The 18,576-nt window shown below is 73.7% G+C and carries 16 protein-coding genes; 10 read left to right on the top strand and 6 right to left on the bottom strand.

All coding sequences use genetic code 11. The annotated features are described in order from the left end of the window. Nucleotides 1-39: 39 nt before the first annotated feature. A complete protein-coding gene (locus IF01_RS0101430; RefSeq protein ID WP_030391345.1) occupies nt 40-1,056 on the top strand; it encodes a hypothetical protein in 1,017 nt (338 codons plus the stop codon). A 178-nt stretch (nt 1,057-1,234) separates the two neighbouring features. Here IF01_RS0101430 and IF01_RS0101440 read toward each other — a convergent pair whose 3' ends face one another. Beyond that, nucleotides 1,235-1,705 (bottom strand): SsgA family sporulation/cell division regulator, encoded by a 471-nt coding sequence (locus IF01_RS0101440; RefSeq protein WP_051754807.1) that lies wholly within the window; start codon nt 1,703-1,705, stop codon nt 1,235-1,237. A gap of 310 nt (nt 1,706-2,015) precedes the next feature. Here IF01_RS0101440 and IF01_RS0101445 point away from each other — a divergent pair, with 310 nt between their 5' ends. Both IF01_RS0101445 and IF01_RS0101450 read left to right on the top strand, forming a co-directional pair. Continuing rightward, the gene (locus IF01_RS0101445; RefSeq protein ID WP_030391347.1) at nt 2,016-3,650 is read left to right on the top strand and encodes an alpha/beta hydrolase; all 1,635 of its coding nucleotides are present in this window, start codon (nt 2,016-2,018) and stop codon (nt 3,648-3,650) included. Nucleotides 3,651-3,732: 82 nt separating this feature from the next. Continuing rightward, a complete protein-coding gene (locus IF01_RS0101450; RefSeq protein WP_030391348.1) occupies nt 3,733-4,140 on the top strand; it encodes a hypothetical protein in 408 nt (135 codons plus the stop codon). Nucleotides 4,141-4,144: 4 nt separating this feature from the next. Here IF01_RS0101450 and IF01_RS0101455 read toward each other — a convergent pair whose 3' ends face one another. Beyond that, nucleotides 4,145-5,056, bottom strand: a complete 912-nt coding sequence (locus IF01_RS0101455) for a LysR family transcriptional regulator (RefSeq protein WP_030391349.1) — start codon at nt 5,054-5,056, stop codon at nt 4,145-4,147. 77 nt (nt 5,057-5,133) lie between these two features. Between IF01_RS0101455 and IF01_RS0101460 the strand changes: the two genes are divergently transcribed. Next, the gene (locus tag IF01_RS0101460; protein ID WP_030391350.1) at nt 5,134-5,853 is read left to right on the top strand and encodes a CTP synthase C-terminal region-related (seleno)protein; all 720 of its coding nucleotides are present in this window, start codon (nt 5,134-5,136) and stop codon (nt 5,851-5,853) included. A gap of 46 nt (nt 5,854-5,899) precedes the next feature. Here the strand turns inward: IF01_RS0101460 and coaE are convergent, their stop codons facing one another. Further along, nucleotides 5,900-6,493, bottom strand: coding sequence for a dephospho-CoA kinase (gene coaE, locus IF01_RS0101465; RefSeq protein ID WP_030391351.1), 594 nt, complete (start codon nt 6,491-6,493; stop codon nt 5,900-5,902). Nucleotides 6,494-6,618: 125 nt separating this feature from the next. Next, entirely contained in the window at nt 6,619-7,257 is a 639-nt protein-coding gene (locus IF01_RS0101470; RefSeq protein WP_030391352.1) for an MBL fold metallo-hydrolase, read from the bottom strand. A 61-nt stretch (nt 7,258-7,318) separates the two neighbouring features. Here IF01_RS0101470 and IF01_RS0101475 point away from each other — a divergent pair, with 61 nt between their 5' ends. Further along, nucleotides 7,319-7,744 carry a MarR family winged helix-turn-helix transcriptional regulator gene (locus IF01_RS0101475; RefSeq protein ID WP_030391353.1) on the top strand — a complete coding sequence of 142 codons (426 nt, stop codon included), beginning with the start codon at nt 7,319-7,321 and terminating at the stop codon, nt 7,742-7,744. An 84-nt stretch (nt 7,745-7,828) separates the two neighbouring features. Here IF01_RS0101475 and IF01_RS0101480 read toward each other — a convergent pair whose 3' ends face one another. Beyond that, nucleotides 7,829-10,039, bottom strand: a complete 2,211-nt coding sequence (locus IF01_RS0101480; protein WP_051754808.1) for an MMPL family transporter — start codon at nt 10,037-10,039, stop codon at nt 7,829-7,831. A 288-nt stretch (nt 10,040-10,327) separates the two neighbouring features. Continuing rightward, the gene (gene rpsA, locus IF01_RS0101485; RefSeq protein ID WP_030307517.1) at nt 10,328-11,818 is read right to left on the bottom strand and encodes a 30S ribosomal protein S1; all 1,491 of its coding nucleotides are present in this window, start codon (nt 11,816-11,818) and stop codon (nt 10,328-10,330) included. Between the two features lie 414 nt (nt 11,819-12,232). Between rpsA and IF01_RS0101490 the strand changes: the two genes are divergently transcribed. The 5 genes from IF01_RS0101490 (at nt 12,233) to IF01_RS0101510 (ending at nt 18,495) form a co-directional block, all read left to right on the top strand. Beyond that, on the top strand, nt 12,233-13,087 hold the full coding sequence (locus IF01_RS0101490; protein ID WP_051754809.1) for a class I SAM-dependent methyltransferase: 855 nt from the start codon (nt 12,233-12,235) through the stop codon (nt 13,085-13,087). Between the two features lie 5 nt (nt 13,088-13,092). Next, nucleotides 13,093-15,606 (top strand): ATP-dependent helicase HrpB, encoded by a 2,514-nt coding sequence (hrpB, locus tag IF01_RS0101495; RefSeq protein ID WP_030391356.1) that lies wholly within the window; start codon nt 13,093-13,095, stop codon nt 15,604-15,606. 58 nt (nt 15,607-15,664) lie between these two features. Next, nucleotides 15,665-16,333 carry an HAD family hydrolase gene (locus tag IF01_RS0101500; protein WP_030391357.1) on the top strand — a complete coding sequence of 223 codons (669 nt, stop codon included), beginning with the start codon at nt 15,665-15,667 and terminating at the stop codon, nt 16,331-16,333. Nucleotides 16,334-16,432: 99 nt separating this feature from the next. Continuing rightward, the gene (locus IF01_RS45130; RefSeq protein ID WP_078879568.1) at nt 16,433-16,555 is read left to right on the top strand and encodes a helix-turn-helix transcriptional regulator; all 123 of its coding nucleotides are present in this window, start codon (nt 16,433-16,435) and stop codon (nt 16,553-16,555) included. Nucleotides 16,556-16,821: 266 nt separating this feature from the next. Further along, nucleotides 16,822-18,495 carry a phospholipase A2 gene (locus IF01_RS0101510; protein WP_051754810.1) on the top strand — a complete coding sequence of 558 codons (1,674 nt, stop codon included), beginning with the start codon at nt 16,822-16,824 and terminating at the stop codon, nt 18,493-18,495. The last annotated feature ends 81 nt before the right edge of the window (nt 18,496-18,576 follow it).

Raw genomic sequence — 18,576 nt, forward strand, 5'->3', positions numbered from 1 at the left:
CCGATCCGCCGGCCGGCAGCGATGAGGGGACGGGACGCGATGTCCGCCGACGAAACGCCGTGGGACGACGCCGTCGGGCGCGGACTGGGCTTCCTCCACCGGGCATTGGGGCCCGCTGGGCTGCCGTCCGCCCGGCCCGGCGCCGACCCGGAGCTGCGCAGACCGCTCAGCGGCGCCGACGGGCGCCGCCACCTGCTCGTCACCCACGGGGAGGATCTCGGGTTCGACCCGGACGACGAGGGCCTCTCCGCGATGTGGGGGCTCGCGCTGCTGCGGCCGGACTCCGGGCGGGCCGAGGAGCGCGAACTGGTCGCCGCGCTGGCGCCGCAGGTCGCCCGGTACCGCGAGCCGGAGGCGCGGCGCTACCGCATCTTCCCGCCCGACCGCCCGTCCCCCGCCGACACGGGCAGCACCGCCGTCGCGGCCGCCGGACTGGCCCGGCACGGGCTGCTCGCACCGGCCGAACTGGACGACCTGGCCCGCGAGCTGCTCGACACCCAGATAGGCCCGGACGACGGTCCGATACCGGCCTACTGGGAGGACAGCGACAGCAGCCCCGCCCGCGGGCGCCGCTACGACGCCGTCTCTGCCGCCAACGTCCTGTTCGCCCTGCACCTCCCGGGCGCCGTCGGCCGGCTGCCGCACCCGGCGGCCGAGGCGACGCTCCGCTACGTCGTCGAGCACCTCAACGGCCCGCGCACCGGCACCCTCAACTACGCCGCCCCGGAGGCCTTCCTGCACGCCGCCGCCCGGGCATCCACCGTCGTGCCCGAACTCGCCGAGCCGGTGCGGCGGGCGGTGGGGCACGTGACCACCCAGACCGCCGACACACCGCTTGCGGTGGCGCTGCTCGTGATCGCCGGCGAGTACGCGGGCGGGACCGCCGAACTGCCCGAACTGCGCCGCCGGTTGGCCGACACCCAGCTCCCGGACGGCTCCTGGCCGGCCGGCGGCTACTTCCGCACCGGGCGACTGCCGCTGTACTTCGGCTCGCCGCACCTCACCACGCTGTTCGCCGTCCGCGCGCTGCGCCCGGAGACCACCGGGCAGGCGTGACCGGACCCGGGGCCGGGGCCGGTGGGAGCGACCCGGTGGCGGCCCTGCTCGCGCCCTACCGGGAGGTGCTGGCCGACCCGGGCGCCCCGGCACCGGGCCGCCGCCCGGGCACTCGCACACCCGGCGGGGGCGCGGGGCAGCGGTAGCGCGCCCCGCAGGCAGTAGCGCGCCCGGTGCCTCACGGACCCGGCGAGGCGGCGCCGCCCTCGTACAACCGCCGCAGCAGGCCGTCCAGGTCGAGGTGGGTGCGCTCCCGCCCGATCGGGACCAGGCTCTCGGTGCGGGCGAGGAACGCCCGGACCCGCTCGGCGGGGGCCCGCAGGACCACGCTGCTCCCCTCGCCGGTGAGGGTGATGAAGACGGAGTCGAGCCGCTCGTCCACGCCGGGGTGGACCGAGACGCTGCCGATCCCGGACCAGCCGTGCAGTCCGGTGGCGAGCAGGTCGCGGGCGAACACCCAGGTGATGGGCGTGGCGAGGTCGGTGTGGTTGTCGAGGAAGACGGCGTAGGGGTCGGCGGTGTGGTATCGCAGCCGGGCCGCGACGGAGACGGTCAGGCCGGGGCAGACGGCGACCCGGAGGTCGAGCGCGACGGCGCAGCCGTCACCGGGGGCGTACTGCGCGGGGACACGCGGGCTGTCGTACGTCATGACCGCCTCCGGATGGTGCGCACCGCCGGAACAGCGACGCGGGCATGCAGAATCGTTTCTTCACAACCGCCACGGGCGGAAAAGTCAGGGCTCACGGCAGGAACAACGAGCCACCCGGACTTCGGCAACCCCTGCGCCCGCCCCTCCCCCGCCGCGCCGGACCACCCGCACGGCCCCCGGCCGACGGCGCGTCGCCCCGCGCCGGGCGCGCCCCGTCCCTAGGCTGACGCCGCAGCAGCCCCGCGGCCGCCACCGCCGCCCGCCCGCAACCCCGCCGCGACCCCGCCGCGATCCCAGGAACGGACCCTCCATGCACCCTGTCGTACGCGGCGCCGGGGCCCTCGGCCTCGCCGCGGTCCTGGCCACCGCCACGGCCGCCTGCGAGAGCGGCACCGGCTCCGGCACCGGCTCCGCGACGTCCGGGCCGTCCACCGCCTCCGCCTCCGCCGCAGCCACTGCTCCCGCAGCCTCCACCAGCGCGGGCGTCCCGCCGCTGCCGGCCTCGCTCACCGGCCAGCAGCTCGGCTGGCAGCCCTGCCCGGCACCCTCCACCGCCCAGGGCGGCGACGGCTCGGCCCCGGGCGCGCCCTGGGAGTGCGCCACGCTCAAGGCCCCGCTGGACTACGCGAAGCCCGACGGTCGGACCATCGACCTGGCCCTGATCCGGGCCGTGGCCACCGGCACCGGCGGGCAGCCCCGGATCGGCTCGCTGATCTACAACTTCGGCGGTCCCGGCGGCTCCGGCGTCGCCACCCTGCCCGCTCTCGCCAAGGACTACGCCGACCTCAACGCCCGCTACGACCTGGTGAGCTTCGACCCGCGCGGGGTCGGCAACAGCGCGGGCGTGCGGTGCCTGGACGACGCCGCCACGGACGCCTCCGCCGCCGTCGACGGTTCGCCCGACGACCAGGCCGAGACCACCGCGCTCGACGCGGCCGGCTCCGCCTACGCCGCCGCCTGCGAGCAGAACTCCGGCGCCGTCCTGCCCCACGTCGACACCGTCTCGGCCGCCCGCGACCTCGACCTGATGCGCCAGGTGCTCGGCGACGCGAAACTGCACTACTTCGGCATCTCCTACGGCACCGAACTCGGCGGCGTCTACGCGCACCAGTACCCGGGCAACGTCGGCCACCTGGTGATGGACGCCGTCGTCGACCCGACCAAGGACCCGGTGCAGAGCGCGCTCGGCCAGGCGAAGGGCTTCCAACTCGCCCTGGAGAACTTCATGAAGGCGTGCGCCGCCCAGGCCGGGCCGTCCTGCCCGACCGGCCAGGGCGGCGACGAGGGCACCCGGCGCATCACCGACCTGCTGAACGGCCTCGACACCGCCCCGCTGCCCACCGACAGCAACCGCAGGCTGACCCAGGACCTCGCGGTCACCGGCATCGCCGCCGCGCTCTACAACCCGAACACCTGGAACGCCCTCTCCATCGGCCTCCAGGAGGCGATGCGGGGCGGCACCGGCACCACCCTGCTCGCGCTCGCCGACGCCTACTCCGGCCGCGACCAGCAGGGCCACTACAGCAACCAGTCCGCCGCCAACCGGGCGATCAGCTGCGCCGACGACAGGTCGCGCTACACCGCCGCCGACGTCCAGGGGCTGCTGCCCACGTTCCGCCAGGCCTCGCCGGTGTTCGGAGACTTCACCGCCTGGGGCCTGACCTCCTGCACCGGCTGGCCGGTCCAGGGGAGCGCCGACCTCCCCGAGGTGTCCGCCGCGGGCTCGGCACCGATCGTCGTCATCGGCAACACCGGCGATCCGGCCACCCCGTACGAGGGCGCCGGGGCGATGGCGCGGCAGCTCGGCGCGGGCGTCGGGGTCCAGGTCACCCTCCAGGGCCAGGGCCACGGCGGCTACGACTCCGGCAACGCCTGCCTCAAGCAGGTCGTCGACCAGTACCTGCTGGCCGACAAGGTGCCGGCCGAGGGCACCACCTGCTCCTAGCCCGGCGATCCGCCCAACACCCCACCCCGGCCGGTGACTTCACCACGTGACACCCTACCGTGGGCCCCGGAAAGGGGACCACATGACCGCCGAGCCGCTACCGCCGCAGGGAAACCGCCGCCTCCTCGACCCCGCGCGACCGTTCCCCGAACGGGTCGCCCGGCTGGTCCGGGACTGGGAGGACGACGGGCGGGCCCGCTACCGCCTGGTCGACGGGCGGCCGTTGCTCGCCCTCTACTGCTGGCACCTGGACGCCGCCCGGCGCGGCACCACCGAGGACGACCCGGCGACCGCGGAGTACGTCGCCGCGGCCTTCGCCGCCAACGGCGGCGCCGACGGGTGGGACGCGCTGCTGCGCGAACGGGCCGACTGCGCCTGCCACGGCCAGAGTTGGCGACTGGAGAACATCTCGGTCTGCCTCGGCTGCCTGCGCTACGTGTGCTACCAGGTCGAGGGGCCCTGCTGTCCCGGCGCCCGCATCGTCGGCTGAGCCGTCACACCTCCGGGCGGGATGCCCCGCCCCGGTCCCCCGCCAGGAGCCGGGCCAGCAGCGCGGCGGGCCCCTCCGGCAGCGCGCCGTGCACCAGTTCCGTCCGGTGCACCAGGCGGGGAGCCCGGACCGGCACCGCCGCCACGTCCGGGACCCCGGCCAGGGCGGTGGCGGGCAGCAGCGCCAGCCCGTGCCCGGCCGCGACCAGGGCGAGCAGCCCACGCACATCGGTGCCCAGGTAGCGGGCGGCGGGCCGGTAGCCCTCGACGCCGGTGGCGGCGCTCAACCGGGCGGCGGTCGGGGCGAGGCCCGGGGCGTCCAGCCAGTGGGCGGCGGACAGGTCCGCGAGCGCCAGGCCGGAGCGCCCGGCGAGCGGGTGGCCGGACGGCAGCGCGACGACGAGCGGCTGTTCGGCGACGGCGACGGTGGCGAGCGGGCCCACGTCCGGCAGCGGGAGCGGGTCGCTGGGCGCGGCCGGGCCGTCGACGAGCGCGAGGTCGACCGCGCCGGTGGCGACCTCGGCGGGCAGCACGTCCTGGGCGACCACCCGCACCGTCAGGTCCACCGCCGGATACGCCCGGCGCACCTCGGCGAGCGCGCGCCCCAGTTCCACCCCGACCGCCAGCGGGGTGGCCCCGACCGCGAGACGGGCGCTCGCGGCACCCGCCAGGCGCGCGATGTCGGCGCGCGCCGCATCAATCCTCAGCAGCAGCGCCCCGGCGTGCTCCAGCAGGCGTTCACCGGCACCGGTCGGCCCGACCGGGCGGCGGTGGAGCACGGCCGTGCCGAGGTCCGCCTCCAGCGCCGCGATCTGCTGGGAGACCGCGGACTGGGTGTAGCCGAGTTCGCGGGCCGCGTCTGAGAACGAGCCCAGCCGGGCCACCGTGACGAAGGTGCGCAGCTGCTGCGGCTCCATCTGCCATCACATCCACTGATCGAGAGGTAAGGAATCATCGTTGGCGCTGATGCCGCGTCGGCGGTCAGGATAACCGCATGACGCATCCCACCTCCCGCCTGGCCCTGGTCGGCGACCGCTCGGCCGCCGTCCGCTCGCACGCCCGCATCCCGGGGCTGCTCGACGCGCTCGCCACCCGCGAGCAGCTCGTCCTGGACGCCTACTGGATCCCCACCGAGGACGCCGCGGCCCCCGGCGCGCTCGACGGCTTCGACGCGGTCTGGCTGCTGCCCGGCAGCCCGTACCGCAGCGAGGACGGCGCGGTCGCCGCCGTCCGCACCGCCCGCGAGCGGCGCATCCCCTTCCTCGGCACCTGCGCCGGCTTCCAGCACGCGGTGCTGGAGTACGCCCGGCACGTCTGCGGCATCGACGGCGCCGCGCACGGCGAGAGCAACCCGGAGGAGGCGGACCGGGTGATCGTGCCGCTCAGCTGCTCCCTGGTGGGGCACGAGGGTGCCGTCCGGCTGACCCCCGGCTCGCTGGCCGAACGGGTGCTCGGCGCACCGCGCACCGTGGAGCGGTACCACTGCGCGTACGGGCTGAACGACGGCTATCTGGAACGTCTTCGCGCGGGAGGTCTGCGGTTCACCGGCGCGGACGACGGGGGCGAGCTGCGGATCCTGGAGCTGCCGGAGCAGGAGCACCCGTTCTTCCTCGCCTCGCTGTTCCAGCCGGAGCTCGCCGGGGACGGCACCAAGGCGCACCCGATGATCCGGGCCTTCGCGGCCGCGGCCGTGGGCCACGCCACCGCGGCCTGAGCGGGGCGAGCCACCCGAGCGGCGCCGGTGCAGGGTCGGCGCGTGGTCAGCGCCGGGCGGTCAGCCGCTCCCAGACCTCGTCGACCCGGGGGGCCAGCTCCGACAGCGGGCCGCTGTTGTCGATCACCAGATCGGCGATCGCCAGCCGGTCCGCCCGGCTCGCCTGGGCCGCCATCCGGGCCCGGGCCTCGTCCTCGGTCATGCCGCGCAGCTCGACCAGCCGGTCGATCCGCACCTCGTCCGCCGCGTCGACCACGACCACCAGGTCGTACAGCGGGCCGAGACCGTTCTCGGCCAGCAGCGGCACGTCGTGCACCACCACCGCGTCCGGCGCGGCCGCCGACTCCAGTTCGGCGGACCGCGCCCGGACCAGCGGGTGGACGATCGCGTTCAGCGCCTTCAGCCGGGCCGGATCGGCGAAGACGACCGCGCCGAGGGCGGGCCGGTCCAGCGAGCCGTCCGCCGCGAGCACGCCCGGGCCGAACTCGGCGGCCACGGCCGCGAGGCCGGGCGTCCCGGGGGCGACCACCTCGCGGGCGATCACATCGGAGTCCACGATCACCGCGCCATGGGCGGCGAGCAGCCGCGAGACCTCGCTCTTGCCCGCGCCGATGCCACCCGTCAGTCCGATCTTCAGCATGGCGTCAGGCTACCGGCGCGCACCGCCCTCCCGTCACCCCGGGACGGCAGCCCGGGGACGTCAGCCCGAGGACGTCACCCCGCGACGTCACCCCGGACCACTCCGCCGCCCCGGGATCCGGGGACTCACCCCACGTCGAGGCTCTCGCCCTCGCCCAGGGTGCGCAGCTCCGCGCCACCCGGTCCGCCCGGGCCGAGCAGCCGGGTGTGCACGGCGAGGCCGACCGGGCTGAGCACCGCGTCGTGCACCGGCACCGCCTGCCGCGCACCGGCCTCCCGGACGTAGTCGACCAGCTCGCCGACCTTGGTCCACGGCGCGGCGATCGGCAGCAGCAGGGTGTCCACCGGAGCCGGCGGGACGAGCAGCGCGTCGCCGGGGTGGAACAGCCGTCCGCCGAACAGGAAGCCGATGTTCCGCACCAGTGGGATGTCCGGGTGGATGACCGCGTGCCACTCGCCGTGCACCGAGACCGGGATCCCGCCGACGTCGAAGGCGTCACCCTCGCCGACCGCCGTCACCCGCCGGCCGACCCCGTCCAGCTTCCCGGCGACATCCGTGTTGGTCCACACCCGCAGCTCCGGATCCGCCTCCAGGGCGGCCCGCAGCCGGGCCTCCTCGAAGTGGTCGACGTGCTCGTGGGTGATCAGGACGGCGTCCGCGCCGGCCAGGGCGGCGGGATCGGTGAACGATCCGGGGTCGACGACCACGGTCGTCCCCCCGTGCTCGAGGCGTACACAGGCATGTCCGAACTTGGTGATCCGCATAGGCAGAACATACAGCAAAGCTGCACAGTTTTGCTGTAGATCTTCGGGGTAGGCTTCTCCCGTGAACAGCCCGCACCCCGAGACCCTCGAACTCGCCGCCGACCTGCGCGGCGCCATCGGCGAACTGGTCCGCGCACTGCGCCCCGACGACACGCTGCCGCAGAACCAGGCCGGCGTACTCGGACTGCTGGTCCGCGACGACCGCGCGTACACCGTCGCCGAACTGGCCGTCCTGCAGCGCGTCCGGCACCAGTCGATGGCCCGCACGGTCGCGCTGCTCACCGAGGCCGGCCTGGTCACCCAGCAGCCGCACACCACCGACCGCCGCAAGCTGCTGGTCACCGCCACCGAGGCCGGCCGCGCCGCCCTGTCCGAGCAGCGCGCCCGCCGCGAGGCGCGGATCGCCGAGGCGATCGAGGCCCGCCTCACCTCCGAGGAGCGCGAGACCCTGCGCAGCGCTGTCGGCCTGCTCCGCCGCCTGCCCTGACCGCGACCGCCCCGACCGCGACCGGGCCCGACCGTCGCCCCCGCCCCGGGAGACCACGGGGCCCGCCGAGCCGGCTCCGGGCGACTACGAGCCGGTGCCGACCAGTTCCTCCGCCGGACGCTGCGCCGGCAGCACGGCCGGGGCCAGCTCCGGCAGCTCGACGTGCTCGCTCAGCCCGAACCGGTCGTGCAGCCGCCGCAGCGGTCGCGGCGCCCACCAGTTGAACTCGCCGAAGAAGCTCATCGCGGCCGGCACCAGCAGACAGCGGACCAGGGTCGCGTCGACCGCCACGGCGACCGCCAACGCGATGCCCATCTGCTTGACCATCAGCATGTCGCCGAGGGCGAAGCCGGCGAAGACGATCACCATCAGCAGTGCCGCCGAGGTGATGATCCGACCGCTGCGCTGGACACCCAGCTCCACCGCCCGGGTGCAGCTGTGGCCCTTGTCCCGCAGCTCCTTGATCCGGGCCAGCAGGAAGACCTCGTAGTCCATCGACAGCCCGAAGGCGAAGGCGAACACCAGGACCGGGATGAAGGTCTCCAGTCCGCCGGTCGGACTGAAGCCGAGCAGGCCGCTGAACCAGCCGTCCTGGAAGACCAGGGTCAGCGCGCCGAGCGAGGCGCCCAGTGAGAGCAGGTTCATCAGCAGGGCCTTGACCGGCATCACCACCGAGCCGGTCATCAGGAAGAGCAGGATCAGCGTGCCGAGGGCGACCAGGCCGAGCGCGATCGGCCCCCGGGTGAGCAGTTCGTCCTGGAAGTCGACCACCGAGGCCGCCCCGCCGGTCACCTGGGTGGTCAGCCCGCCCCGGTCCGCGCGCAGTTCCTCGACGACCTTCTTGGCCTCGCCGCCCTGCGGGTCGCCGTGCACCAGGACGTCAATGGTGGAGACGGTGTCGCTCACCGGGGTGACGGCCCGCACCCCGCTGACGCCGGGCAGCTGGGACACCACGTCGTCCGCGTAGGCCTGGGCGACCGTCGCACCGCTCTGCACCACCACCGTGATCGGGGCGGCCGAGGCCTGCGGGAAACGCTGGTCGACGGTCTCGGCGACCTGCCGGCCGGCCGAGGAGGCGGGCAGTACGGCGGCCCCGGAGTTGCGCATCTCGGCGTGCAGGAACGGCGCCCCGGCGGCCAGCAGCACCCCGGTGCACACCAGCGCGACCAGCACGGCCCGCTTGCGGACCCGGCGCACGGTCCGGCTGAAGAAGCCCTCGTCGGGGACGGGCGCGGAAGGCGTCCTGATCCGGCGCCCGGCGAAGCCGAGCAGCGCGGGCACCAGCGTCAGCGCGGCGGCCACCGCGATCACCACGACGCTCACCCCGGCCGCGGCGACCGCCCCGAGCACCGGGCTGGTGAAGACGAACAGCCCGGACAGGGCGACGGCGACGGTCAGTCCGGAGAAGGCGACGGTGCGCCCGGCGGTGGCGGCGGTCCGCTCCACGGCGGCGGCGATCGGCGCTCCGTGCCCGCGTTCCTCGCGGAAACGATTCACCATGAGCAGCGCGTAGTCGATCGAGAGCCCGAGCCCCAGCACGGTGGCGATCGGCAGCACGCTGGTGTCGATGTCCATGATCCTGCTGAAGCCGAACATGGCCAGCAGTGCCCCGCCCACCGAGGCGACGGCGCCGATCACCGGCAGGCTCGCGGCGGCCAGGCCCCCGAACACCAGGACCATCACGATCAGGGTGAGCGGCAGGGTCACGATCTCGCCGAAGCGGGTGTCCTTCTCGGTCTGCTTCTTGACCTCGTCCTGGAGCACGAGGTCCCCGCCGACGGTGACCTTGCCGCCACCGGGCTGGACCTCGGACTGGATCGCGGCCAGCCGCTGGTTCACGGCGGTGGCCTGCGCGGAGGTACTGGTGTCGGCCATCCGCACCGAGACCAGGCTCGCGGTGCCGTCGGCCGAGCGGAGCGCCTCGGCGCCCGGGCCGGGCCCGTAGGCGTCGACGGCCGAGGAGACGCCGGGCAGGGCCGCGATCTCGGCGGTGGCCCGGGTGACGGCGTCGCGGACGGCCGTGTCGTCCACGGGCCGGCCGTCCACCACGGCGGTTACGGTGCCCCGGGCCGGGTCGGCGGCGGCGACGACGGCGCTGCCCCGGTCCGACTCGGCGGAGGCGGAGGAGGCGCCGGCCACCGTGCCCTCGAAGACCCGTCCGCCGATCAGCACGCCTATGACCAGCACGACCGCCCAGAAACCGAGCACCCAGCGCCGCTGCCGGTAGCAGAACCGGCCGAGGGCGGCGAGACGTCCGGCGACCCGGGGGTCGGCGGACGTCCCGGCGTCGGACATGAGGGGGGAAGCGGAGGTCACGGCAGAGCGACGGCGCATATGCGTGGGGTGCCTAGCGTGTGGGGCCGGGTGAGCGACCCATCGGGCAACTCATCCCAAGGTAGGCCCTAGGTCCCGAATCACCCATAGGCATCCGATGAGCCCCTAATCACAAAAATCCAGCACATAAGGAATAAATAATGAAGGCCGAAAAACAATGAACCCCGCTCGGAAACCGAGCGGGGTTCATCGATGACACCGAGCGCTGATCAGCCGGCGCTAACCGGCCTCAGCGGCAGGGGCAGAGCTTCAGCTCTGGCCGCCGGCCAGCTTCTCGCGCAGGGCGGCCAGGGCCTCGTCCGAGGCCAGGGCGCCCGAGCCCTCGTCGCTGCTGGACGAGTAGGAGCCACCGGCCGCGGCGGCAACGGCGTCGCCACCCTCGGCAGCAGCCTCCGCGTCGGCCTCGCGGCTCTTGATGACCTGGGCCTGGTGCTGCTCGAAGCGGGTCTGGGCCTCGGCGTACTGCCGCTCCCACTCCTCGCGCTGCTTCTCGAAGCCGGGCAGCCAGTCGTTCGCCTCGGGGTCGAAGCCCTCCGGGTAGATGTAGTTGCCCTGGTCGTCGTACGACGCGGCCATGCCGTAGAGGGTCGGGTCGAACTCGACCTCGGCCGGGTTGGCACCCAGCGCCTCGTTGGCCTGCTTCAGCGAGAGGCTGATGCGGCGACGCTCGAGGTCGATGTCGATGACCTTGACGAAGATCTCGTCGCCGACCTGGACGACCTGCTCCGGGATCTCGACGTGGCGCTCGGCCAGCTCGGAGATGTGGACCAGACCCTCGATGCCCTCGTCCACGCGGACGAACGCACCGAACGGAACCAGCTTGGTGACCTTACCCGGAACGACCTGGCCGATCTGGTGGGTACGGGCGAACTGCTGCCACGGGTCCTCCTGGGTCGCCTTCAGCGACAGGGAGACGCGCTCGCGGTCCATGTCAACGTCGAGAACCTCGACGGTGACCTCCTGGCCGACCTCGACAACCTCGGACGGGTGGTCGATGTGCTTCCAGGACAGCTCGGAGACGTGCACCAGGCCGTCGACGCCACCCAGGTCCACGAAGGCACCGAAGTTGACGATGGAGGAGACGACGCCGGAGCGCACCTGACCCTTCTGCAGGGTGGTGAGGAAGGTCTGGCGGACCTCGCTCTGGGTCTGCTCCAGCCAGGCACGGCGGGACAGGACCACGTTGTTGCGGTTCTTGTCCAGCTCGATGATCTTGGCCTCGAGCTCCTTGCCCACGTAGGGCTGGAGGTCGCGGACGCGACGCATCTCGACGAGCGAGGCCGGCAGGAAGCCACGGAGGCCGATGTCGAGGATGAGACCACCCTTGACGACCTCGATGACGGTACCGGTGACGATCCCGTCCTCTTCCTTGATCTTCTCGATCGTGCCCCAGGCACGCTCGTACTGAGCGCGCTTCTTGGACAGGATGAGACGACCCTCCTTGTCCTCCTTCTGGAGAACCAGGGCCTCGATGTTGTCGCCGACGGCGACGACCTCGTGCGGGTCGACGTCGTGCTTGATCGACAGCTCGCGGGACGGGATGACGCCCTCGGTCTTGTAACCGATGTCGAGGAGAACCTCGTCACGGTCGACCTTCACGATGACGCCCTCGACGATGTCGCCATCGTTGAAGTACTTGATGGTCTCGTCGATCGCGGCCAGGAACGCCTCGGCGTCGCCGATGTCGTTCAGCGCGACCTGCGGGGTGGTGCTGAGGGAGGAGTCGGTGGGGCTCGTCATTAGGAAAAGGGCTCCGGTACGGACATGAAAGTCGTAGGTAATGCCACGCGGAGGGCCCGTATCGCTCCCACCGAAAGCCGGACAGCCAAGAACACGGAGCACCGGGAATCCCGCAGCACGGGAGAATCGGCGTCCGTCTTGCGACCGTGGGGTCTTCGACAGATGCGAGCGCGACCTGCTCCGTCCGAGGCGCGCAGGCCCGCAGCGCAACTTGTAGCATACGGGGACGGCCAGGCACGGTCAACGCCAACAACGGCAAGACGGTGGAGCCCGGCATGGAACAGGCCATATCCTCCGATTGCGCACCGTTAGGTGGCGGCCGAAGGGACCCCTTCCCCGGATGCCACCGCCGGGACCCCGGCCCTCTCGGACCGGATCGCGACAGCGGCGCTTCCGCAGACGACACCCTACGCGATGGGCCTTCTCACCGTGACCGGCACCCCCCTCCCCGAGCCCGACGATCTTGACGAGGACGGCGACGACGCGGTAAGGAGGTCCGCCGGCGCCGGCGAGAGCAGCCGCGCCAGCCGCCACTGGTGGGACCGCAACGCCGACGAGTACCAGGACGAGCACGGCGAGTTCCTCGGCGACGACCGCTTCACCTGGTGCCCCGAGGGCCTCGACGAGGCCGACGCCCGCCTGCTCGGCGACGTCGCCGGCCGCAGCGTGCTGGAGATCGGCGCCGGCGCCGCCCAGTGCTCGCGCTGGCTGGCCGCCCGCGGCGCCCGCCCGGTCGCCCTCGACATCTCCTACCGCCAGCTCCAGCACTCCCGCCGGATCGACCTCGCCCGCGGCGCCGCACCCGTGCCCGTGGTCCAGGCCGACGCCGCCGTCCTCCCGTTCGCCGACGGCGCCTTCGACCTCGCCTGCTCCGCCTACGGCGCCGTGCCGTTCAGCGCCGACACCGAGGCCCTGATGCGCGAGGTGCACCGGGTGCTGCGACCGGGCGGGCGCTGGGTCTTCTCGGTCACCCACCCGATCCGCTGGGCCTTCCCCGACGAACCCGGCGTCGAGGGCCTCACCGCCGTCTCCTCCTACTTCGACCGCACCCCCTACGTCGAGGAGGACGAGCAGGGCCGCGCCACCTACGTCGAACACCACCGCACGCTCGGCGACCGGGTCCGCGAACTCGTCGCCGCCGGCTTCCGGCTGGTCGACCTCGTCGAACCGGAGTGGCCGGAAGGACACGAGCAGGACTGGGGCGGCTGGTCGCCGCTGCGCGGGCGGCTCATCCCCGGCACCGCGATCTTCGTCGCCGAGCGGGGCTGAGCCGCTTGTCGAACCCCTCCTGGCACGACCTGCCCGTCCGCACCGCCCTGCCCGCGCTGCACGAGGCGCTGGACGGACCGGGCACCGCCGTCCTCGCCGCGCCGCCCGGCACCGGCAAAACCACCCTGGTGCCGCTCGCCCTGGCCGGGCTGCTCGCCGACGGCCGGCCCGTGCGCCGGGTCCTGGTCGCCGAACCGCGCCGGCTCGCCGTCCGGGCCGCCGCCCGGCGGATGGCCTGGCTGCTCGGCTCCTCCGTGGGCCGCGAGGTCGGGTACACCGTGCGCGGCGAGCGCCGCGTCGGCCCGGAGACCGTGGTCGAGGTGGTCACCACCGGCGTGCTGCTGCAACGCCTCCAGCGCGACCAGGAGTTGCCCGGCGTCGACGTCGTCGTGCTCGACGAGTGCCACGAACGGCACCTGGACGCGGACACCGCGCTCGCCTTCCTGCTCGACGTCCGCGCCGCCCTGCGGCCCGAACTGCGGATCGTCTGCGCCTCCGCCACCTCCGACACCGCCGCCTGGGCCGAACTCCTGGACGGCGCGCCGGTGGTCGAGGCGCACGGCGTCTCGCACCCGGTCGAGGTGGTGTGGGCGCCGCCGCCGCGCGCCGTCCGGCCCGCGCACGGCACCCGGGTGGACTTCGCACTGCTCGACCACGTCGCGGCGGTGGTCCGGCGGGCCCTGGACGAACGGGACGGGGACGTGCTCTGCTTCCTGCCCGGCGTCGGCGAGATCGCCCGGGTCGCCGGGCAGTTGGGCGGGGTCCCGGCCGAGGTGCTGCAACTGCACGGGCGCGCGCCGCAGGCCGTCCAGGACGCGGCGCTCACCCCTTCGCCGGGGCGTCGCGTCGTCCTCGCCACCGCCGTCGCCGAATCCTCCCTCACCGTGCCCGGCGTGCGGATCGTGGTCGACGCCGGACTCGCCCGGGAACCGCGCACCGACCACGCCCGGGGCCTCGCCGCCCTGGTCACCGTGCGCGCCTCGCTCGCCGCCGCCCGCCAGCGCGCCGGCCGCGCGGGCCGCGAGGCGCCCGGCACCGTCTACCGCTGCTGGCACGAGGCCGAGGACGCCCGCGCCGCCCGCTTCCCCACCCCCGAGATCGCGCTCGCCGACCTCACCCCGTTCGCCCTCCAGGTGGCCTGCTGGGGCGACCCGGACGCCACCGGACTCGCCCTGCCCGACGCCCCGCCCGCCGGCGCGATGGCCGCCGCCCGGGAGACCCTGGTCGCCCTCGGGGCGGTCTCCGCCGACGGCCGGGCGACCGAGCGCGGAGTGCGGCTCGCCCGCACCGGGCTGCACCCGCGACTGGGGCGGGCCCTGGTCGACGGCGCACCCGCCGTGGGCGCCCGCCGGGCGGCCGAGGTGGTCGCGCTGCTGTCAGAGGAGCCGCCGCGGGCGCTGGGGGACGACCTCGCCGCGGTGTGGCGCGGGGTTCGTTCGGGCACCGACCCCTACGCCGGACGCTGGCGCGACGAAGTCCGCCGCCTGCAGCGCGCCACCTCCGACGAACCCGCCACCCGACTGCCCGACGCCACCGCCGTCGGCCTCGTCGTCGCCCTGGCCTTCCCGGAGCGCATCGCCCGGGCGAGGGTCGAGCGGCCCGCACCGGGCGAGCGCAGCCCGTACCTGATGGCCTCGGGGACGGCCGCCGAACTCTCCCGCGACACCCGGCTCGGCACCCTTCCCTGGCTCGCCGTCGCGGCGGCCGACCGCCCGGCGGGGTCGCACTCGGCCCGGGTGCTGCACGCGGCGGCGCTCGACGAGGACACCGCGCTGCTCGCGGGCGCGTCCCTGCTGAGCGCACGCGAGGAGGTCCACTGGGACACCCGGCGCGACGAGGTCACCGCCCGCCGGGTGGAGTCCCTCGGCGCCATCGAACTCGCCGAGAAGCCGCTGACCCGGCCCGACCGGGCGCTCGTCCGGGCGGCCGTCGTCGAGGGCCTCACCCGCGAGGGCGTGAGCGCCCTGCTGACCTTCCCGTCCAACCTGCGCGAACGCCTGGCGTTCCTCCACGCGGCGATCGGCGACCCCTGGCCGGACGTGTCCGATTCCGCGCTGCTCGAACGCGCCGAGGAGTGGCTGGAACCCGAACTGTCCCGCGCCCGCCGCCGCGCCGACCTGGCCAGGATCAACACGACGGACGCCCTGCAACGCCTCCTCCCCTGGGCAAGCGGCCAGGCCGGCCGCCTGGACGAGCTGGCCCCCGAACGCATCACCGTGCCCAGCGGATCGAAGATACGGGTCGACTACAGCACCGAACGGCCCGTGTTGGCCGTCAAGTTGCAGGAACTCTTCGGCTGGAAGGCCGCCCCTTCATTGGCCGGCGGAAGGGTCCCGCTCACCGTGCAGTTGCTCTCCCCCGCCGGCCGCCCCGCCGCCATCACCGGCGATCTGGAAGGCTTCTGGAAGAACGGCTACCACGCCGTCAGGGCGGATCTCAGGGGTCGCTACCCCCGCCACCCCTGGCCCGAGGACCCGACCACGGCGGAGCCGACCAAGCGCACCAACGCCAGAAAGTGATCGCGGTCCAGCGGGTACGGTCCCTCGGAAGCCACCCCACCGGAGGACGGAGCGAGCCATGGCACTGACCACCCCGAGCGTCACCGGTTCCCCCACAGCCGAACGTCCCTTCTCCGCCCTCATCCTGGACTTCGTCGGCGTACTCACCGCCAATGCCGGGCCCGCCCACCGCACCTGGTGCCTCGCCCAGGGCCTCGACGCCGACGCATGGCGGCACACTCTCGGCCTCGACCTGGAGGCCGGCCGCCTGTACACGGAGCTCGAAGCCGGGCGGCTCGACCAGGCGGAGTGGAACCGGCAGGTGGCGCCCATCCTCGGCCTCACGGAGCACGAGAACCTGATGGGCCGGGCGTGGGCGGGCGTTCGACCCGCCCACGACATGGTCTCGCTCGCCCACTCGGCGCGGCAGGCCGGCCTGACGGTCGCCCTGCTGTCCAACTCCTTCGGCCTGGCCCCGTACGACCCGTACGAGGCCCTGGGAGTGTGGGACTTGTTCGACGTAACGGTGGTCTCCGAGCGGGAGGGCATCGCCAAGCCCGACCCGGCGATCTACCGGCTCACCCTGGAGCGGCTCGGAATGCCCGGCGAGGCGTGCGTGTTCGTGGACGACCACCCGAGGAACCTGCCCCCGGCCGAAGCGCTCGGCATCACCACCGTCCTCGCCGACGGTGCTCCTGACACGGCCGCCCGCATCGCCTCCCTCCTCGGCATCCCCGCAAGCAGCTGAGAGGCCATCAATCCGGCTGGTCATCGGCTGATTCCGGTTCCGGGAGCGGGACACCGGGGGTACGGTCCGCCTTGAGGCCGCTCACCTTCGGAGGCACCCATGACGCAGTGGTCCGACTACTCCACCGGCCGGCGCATCAAGATGCTGCGGGCCGGGATGACGCAGGAAGAACTCGCCGAGGCCGCCGGGGTGTCCGTGCCGACCATCCGTAAGGCCGAGTAGGAAGGCGGCAGCATCGGGCTGCCGTCCCTGCTCAAGCTGTCCGGCGCGCTGCCGCAGGGATTCGCAGGCCGTGAAGGACCACTCGGCCTCCGGCCCGTCCCGTTGATCGACCCTTCGGCAGAACCTCGCGCCCGCGAAGAATCCTCAGCCGGAGGTGAATCCTTTCCGCACCTCCCCTCCTCCTATGTGCGCACCAGCCGAACAGACCGGCCGAGACCAGCCGGTCGACTCGGACCACTGATCGCCTTTTCACGAGAGGGGAACTCGTGCGCAGCAGAAGCGCGCTTCCCGTGCTGGCCGCGGTGTCCTTGTCCCTGCTGCTTCCGCAGGGCCCGGCCGGAGCCGCACCCGCGGGCGCCTTACCCGCCCTGACAGCCGAGGCCGTCGAACCACCGGTGGCGGACGGCGAGCTCCAGCAGGTCGGCCCCGGTGTCTATTCGACCGCGGACAAGTCGTTCGAGATCCACGAGACCGATGTGGCGGTGGGCCTGATGAGCCGCAGCCACACCGTCACCGTCCAGCCGGACGGTCTCTCCATGCCGTCGTCCGCACCTGCGGCCCGGGCGGACATGGGGGTCTTCGGCCCTGGCTGGGAGGCCGAGTTCGTGGGTGGCCGGCTCAACCGCAAGCTGGAGCAGCGGGGCGACTCCGTCGTCGTCACCGACCTCGGCGCGCACGCCGCGGTCACCTACGCACTGAAGAGCAGCCTCAGCTACCCGGGCGGGGGCTCGGTCAGGAAGTACGCGACCCCCGAGGGTGACACCCTCACCGAGACCACCCGGTTCAACGAGTCGACGGGCACCCTGGTCTCCACCGCCACCGAGGTGTCCGCCATGACCGGGTCGGTGCCGGACACGGACCTGCCCGCCGGCGCCGACACCGATGCCGGCGCCCCGGTCGAACTCGACCGGCTGACACCGACCTACACCTGGAAGCAGGTGGCCGCGGGACCCGACGGCTGGCGCGTCACCGGCCTGGGCACCGTCGCCGACAGCGCCCTCTCCACCGTCACCTACGACAACGCGGGCCGGATCGCCACCGTCAAGGACACCGACGCCGGGGAAACCACCTCCCGGCTGCTGACGGTCGCGTACTCGACCACCACCACCGCCACGGCCTCCACGCCGGGCGAATTCGCGGGCCGGGCCCGGGAGATCACCCTCACCGACGGCGCCACGGTGCAGACGCTCGCCCGGTATTCCTACGACGCCTCCGGGAAGCTCCGTTCGGTGGCCGACCCGGCCTCGGGCATCGAGACCGTCTCCTCGTACACCTACGACGCCGCAGGACGAATCTCCTCCGTCACGTCACCGGCCAACGGCGCCTGGGACCTGGCGTTCCCCGCCGGATCGGCCTCGCCGAGCGCCGCCCCGGTCGGTGCCGCGCGTCCGGCCGCGGACGCGCCGCTGGAGGGCGCGGCCGGGATCACCGACCCCGCCGCGAGCGGCCCGCCGGCGGCGGACTTCACCACCGGGGAGTTCACCGACACCCAGGCCAACCCCCGCTACTGCTCGGGCGCGACGGACTGGATGTGGTACCTCAAGCGGGGCTGCGCGTCCTGGGTCGCGCACTACGGCTGGCACGCCCCGACCTACAAGTACACGCCGACCGGCTTCCGGGTCATGGGCATCAACCACGACGGCTGCACCACCCCCGGACCCAACATCAGCAGGCCGGGCGGCTTCGACTTCCGGCCGGCGTGCGACATGCACGACTACGGCTACGGCCTCATCGGCAACACGTACAAGAACTACCCGTACTACCTCGACCGGAACAAGAAGTCGAACGTCGAGAACGCCTTCTACAGCACGATGAAGAACCAGAGCTGCAACCACTACTTCGTCCTGCGGCGGCCGAAGTGCTACGCCTACGCGTGGACCTACTACAAGGCCGTGAGCAACCACGGCAATCCGAAGAACGGCGCCAACGCGACGAGGTAGCGCGCCGTCCCCTTCCGGCGGCGCTCCCGCGCACGGGCCGGATCGGATGTGCCCGGTCGCAACGGGGCCGGGCGGCGGAAC

It is taken from the genome of Kitasatospora purpeofusca (genome assembly GCF_000718025.1).
GTDB lineage: Bacteria > Actinomycetota > Actinomycetes > Streptomycetales > Streptomycetaceae > Kitasatospora > Kitasatospora purpeofusca.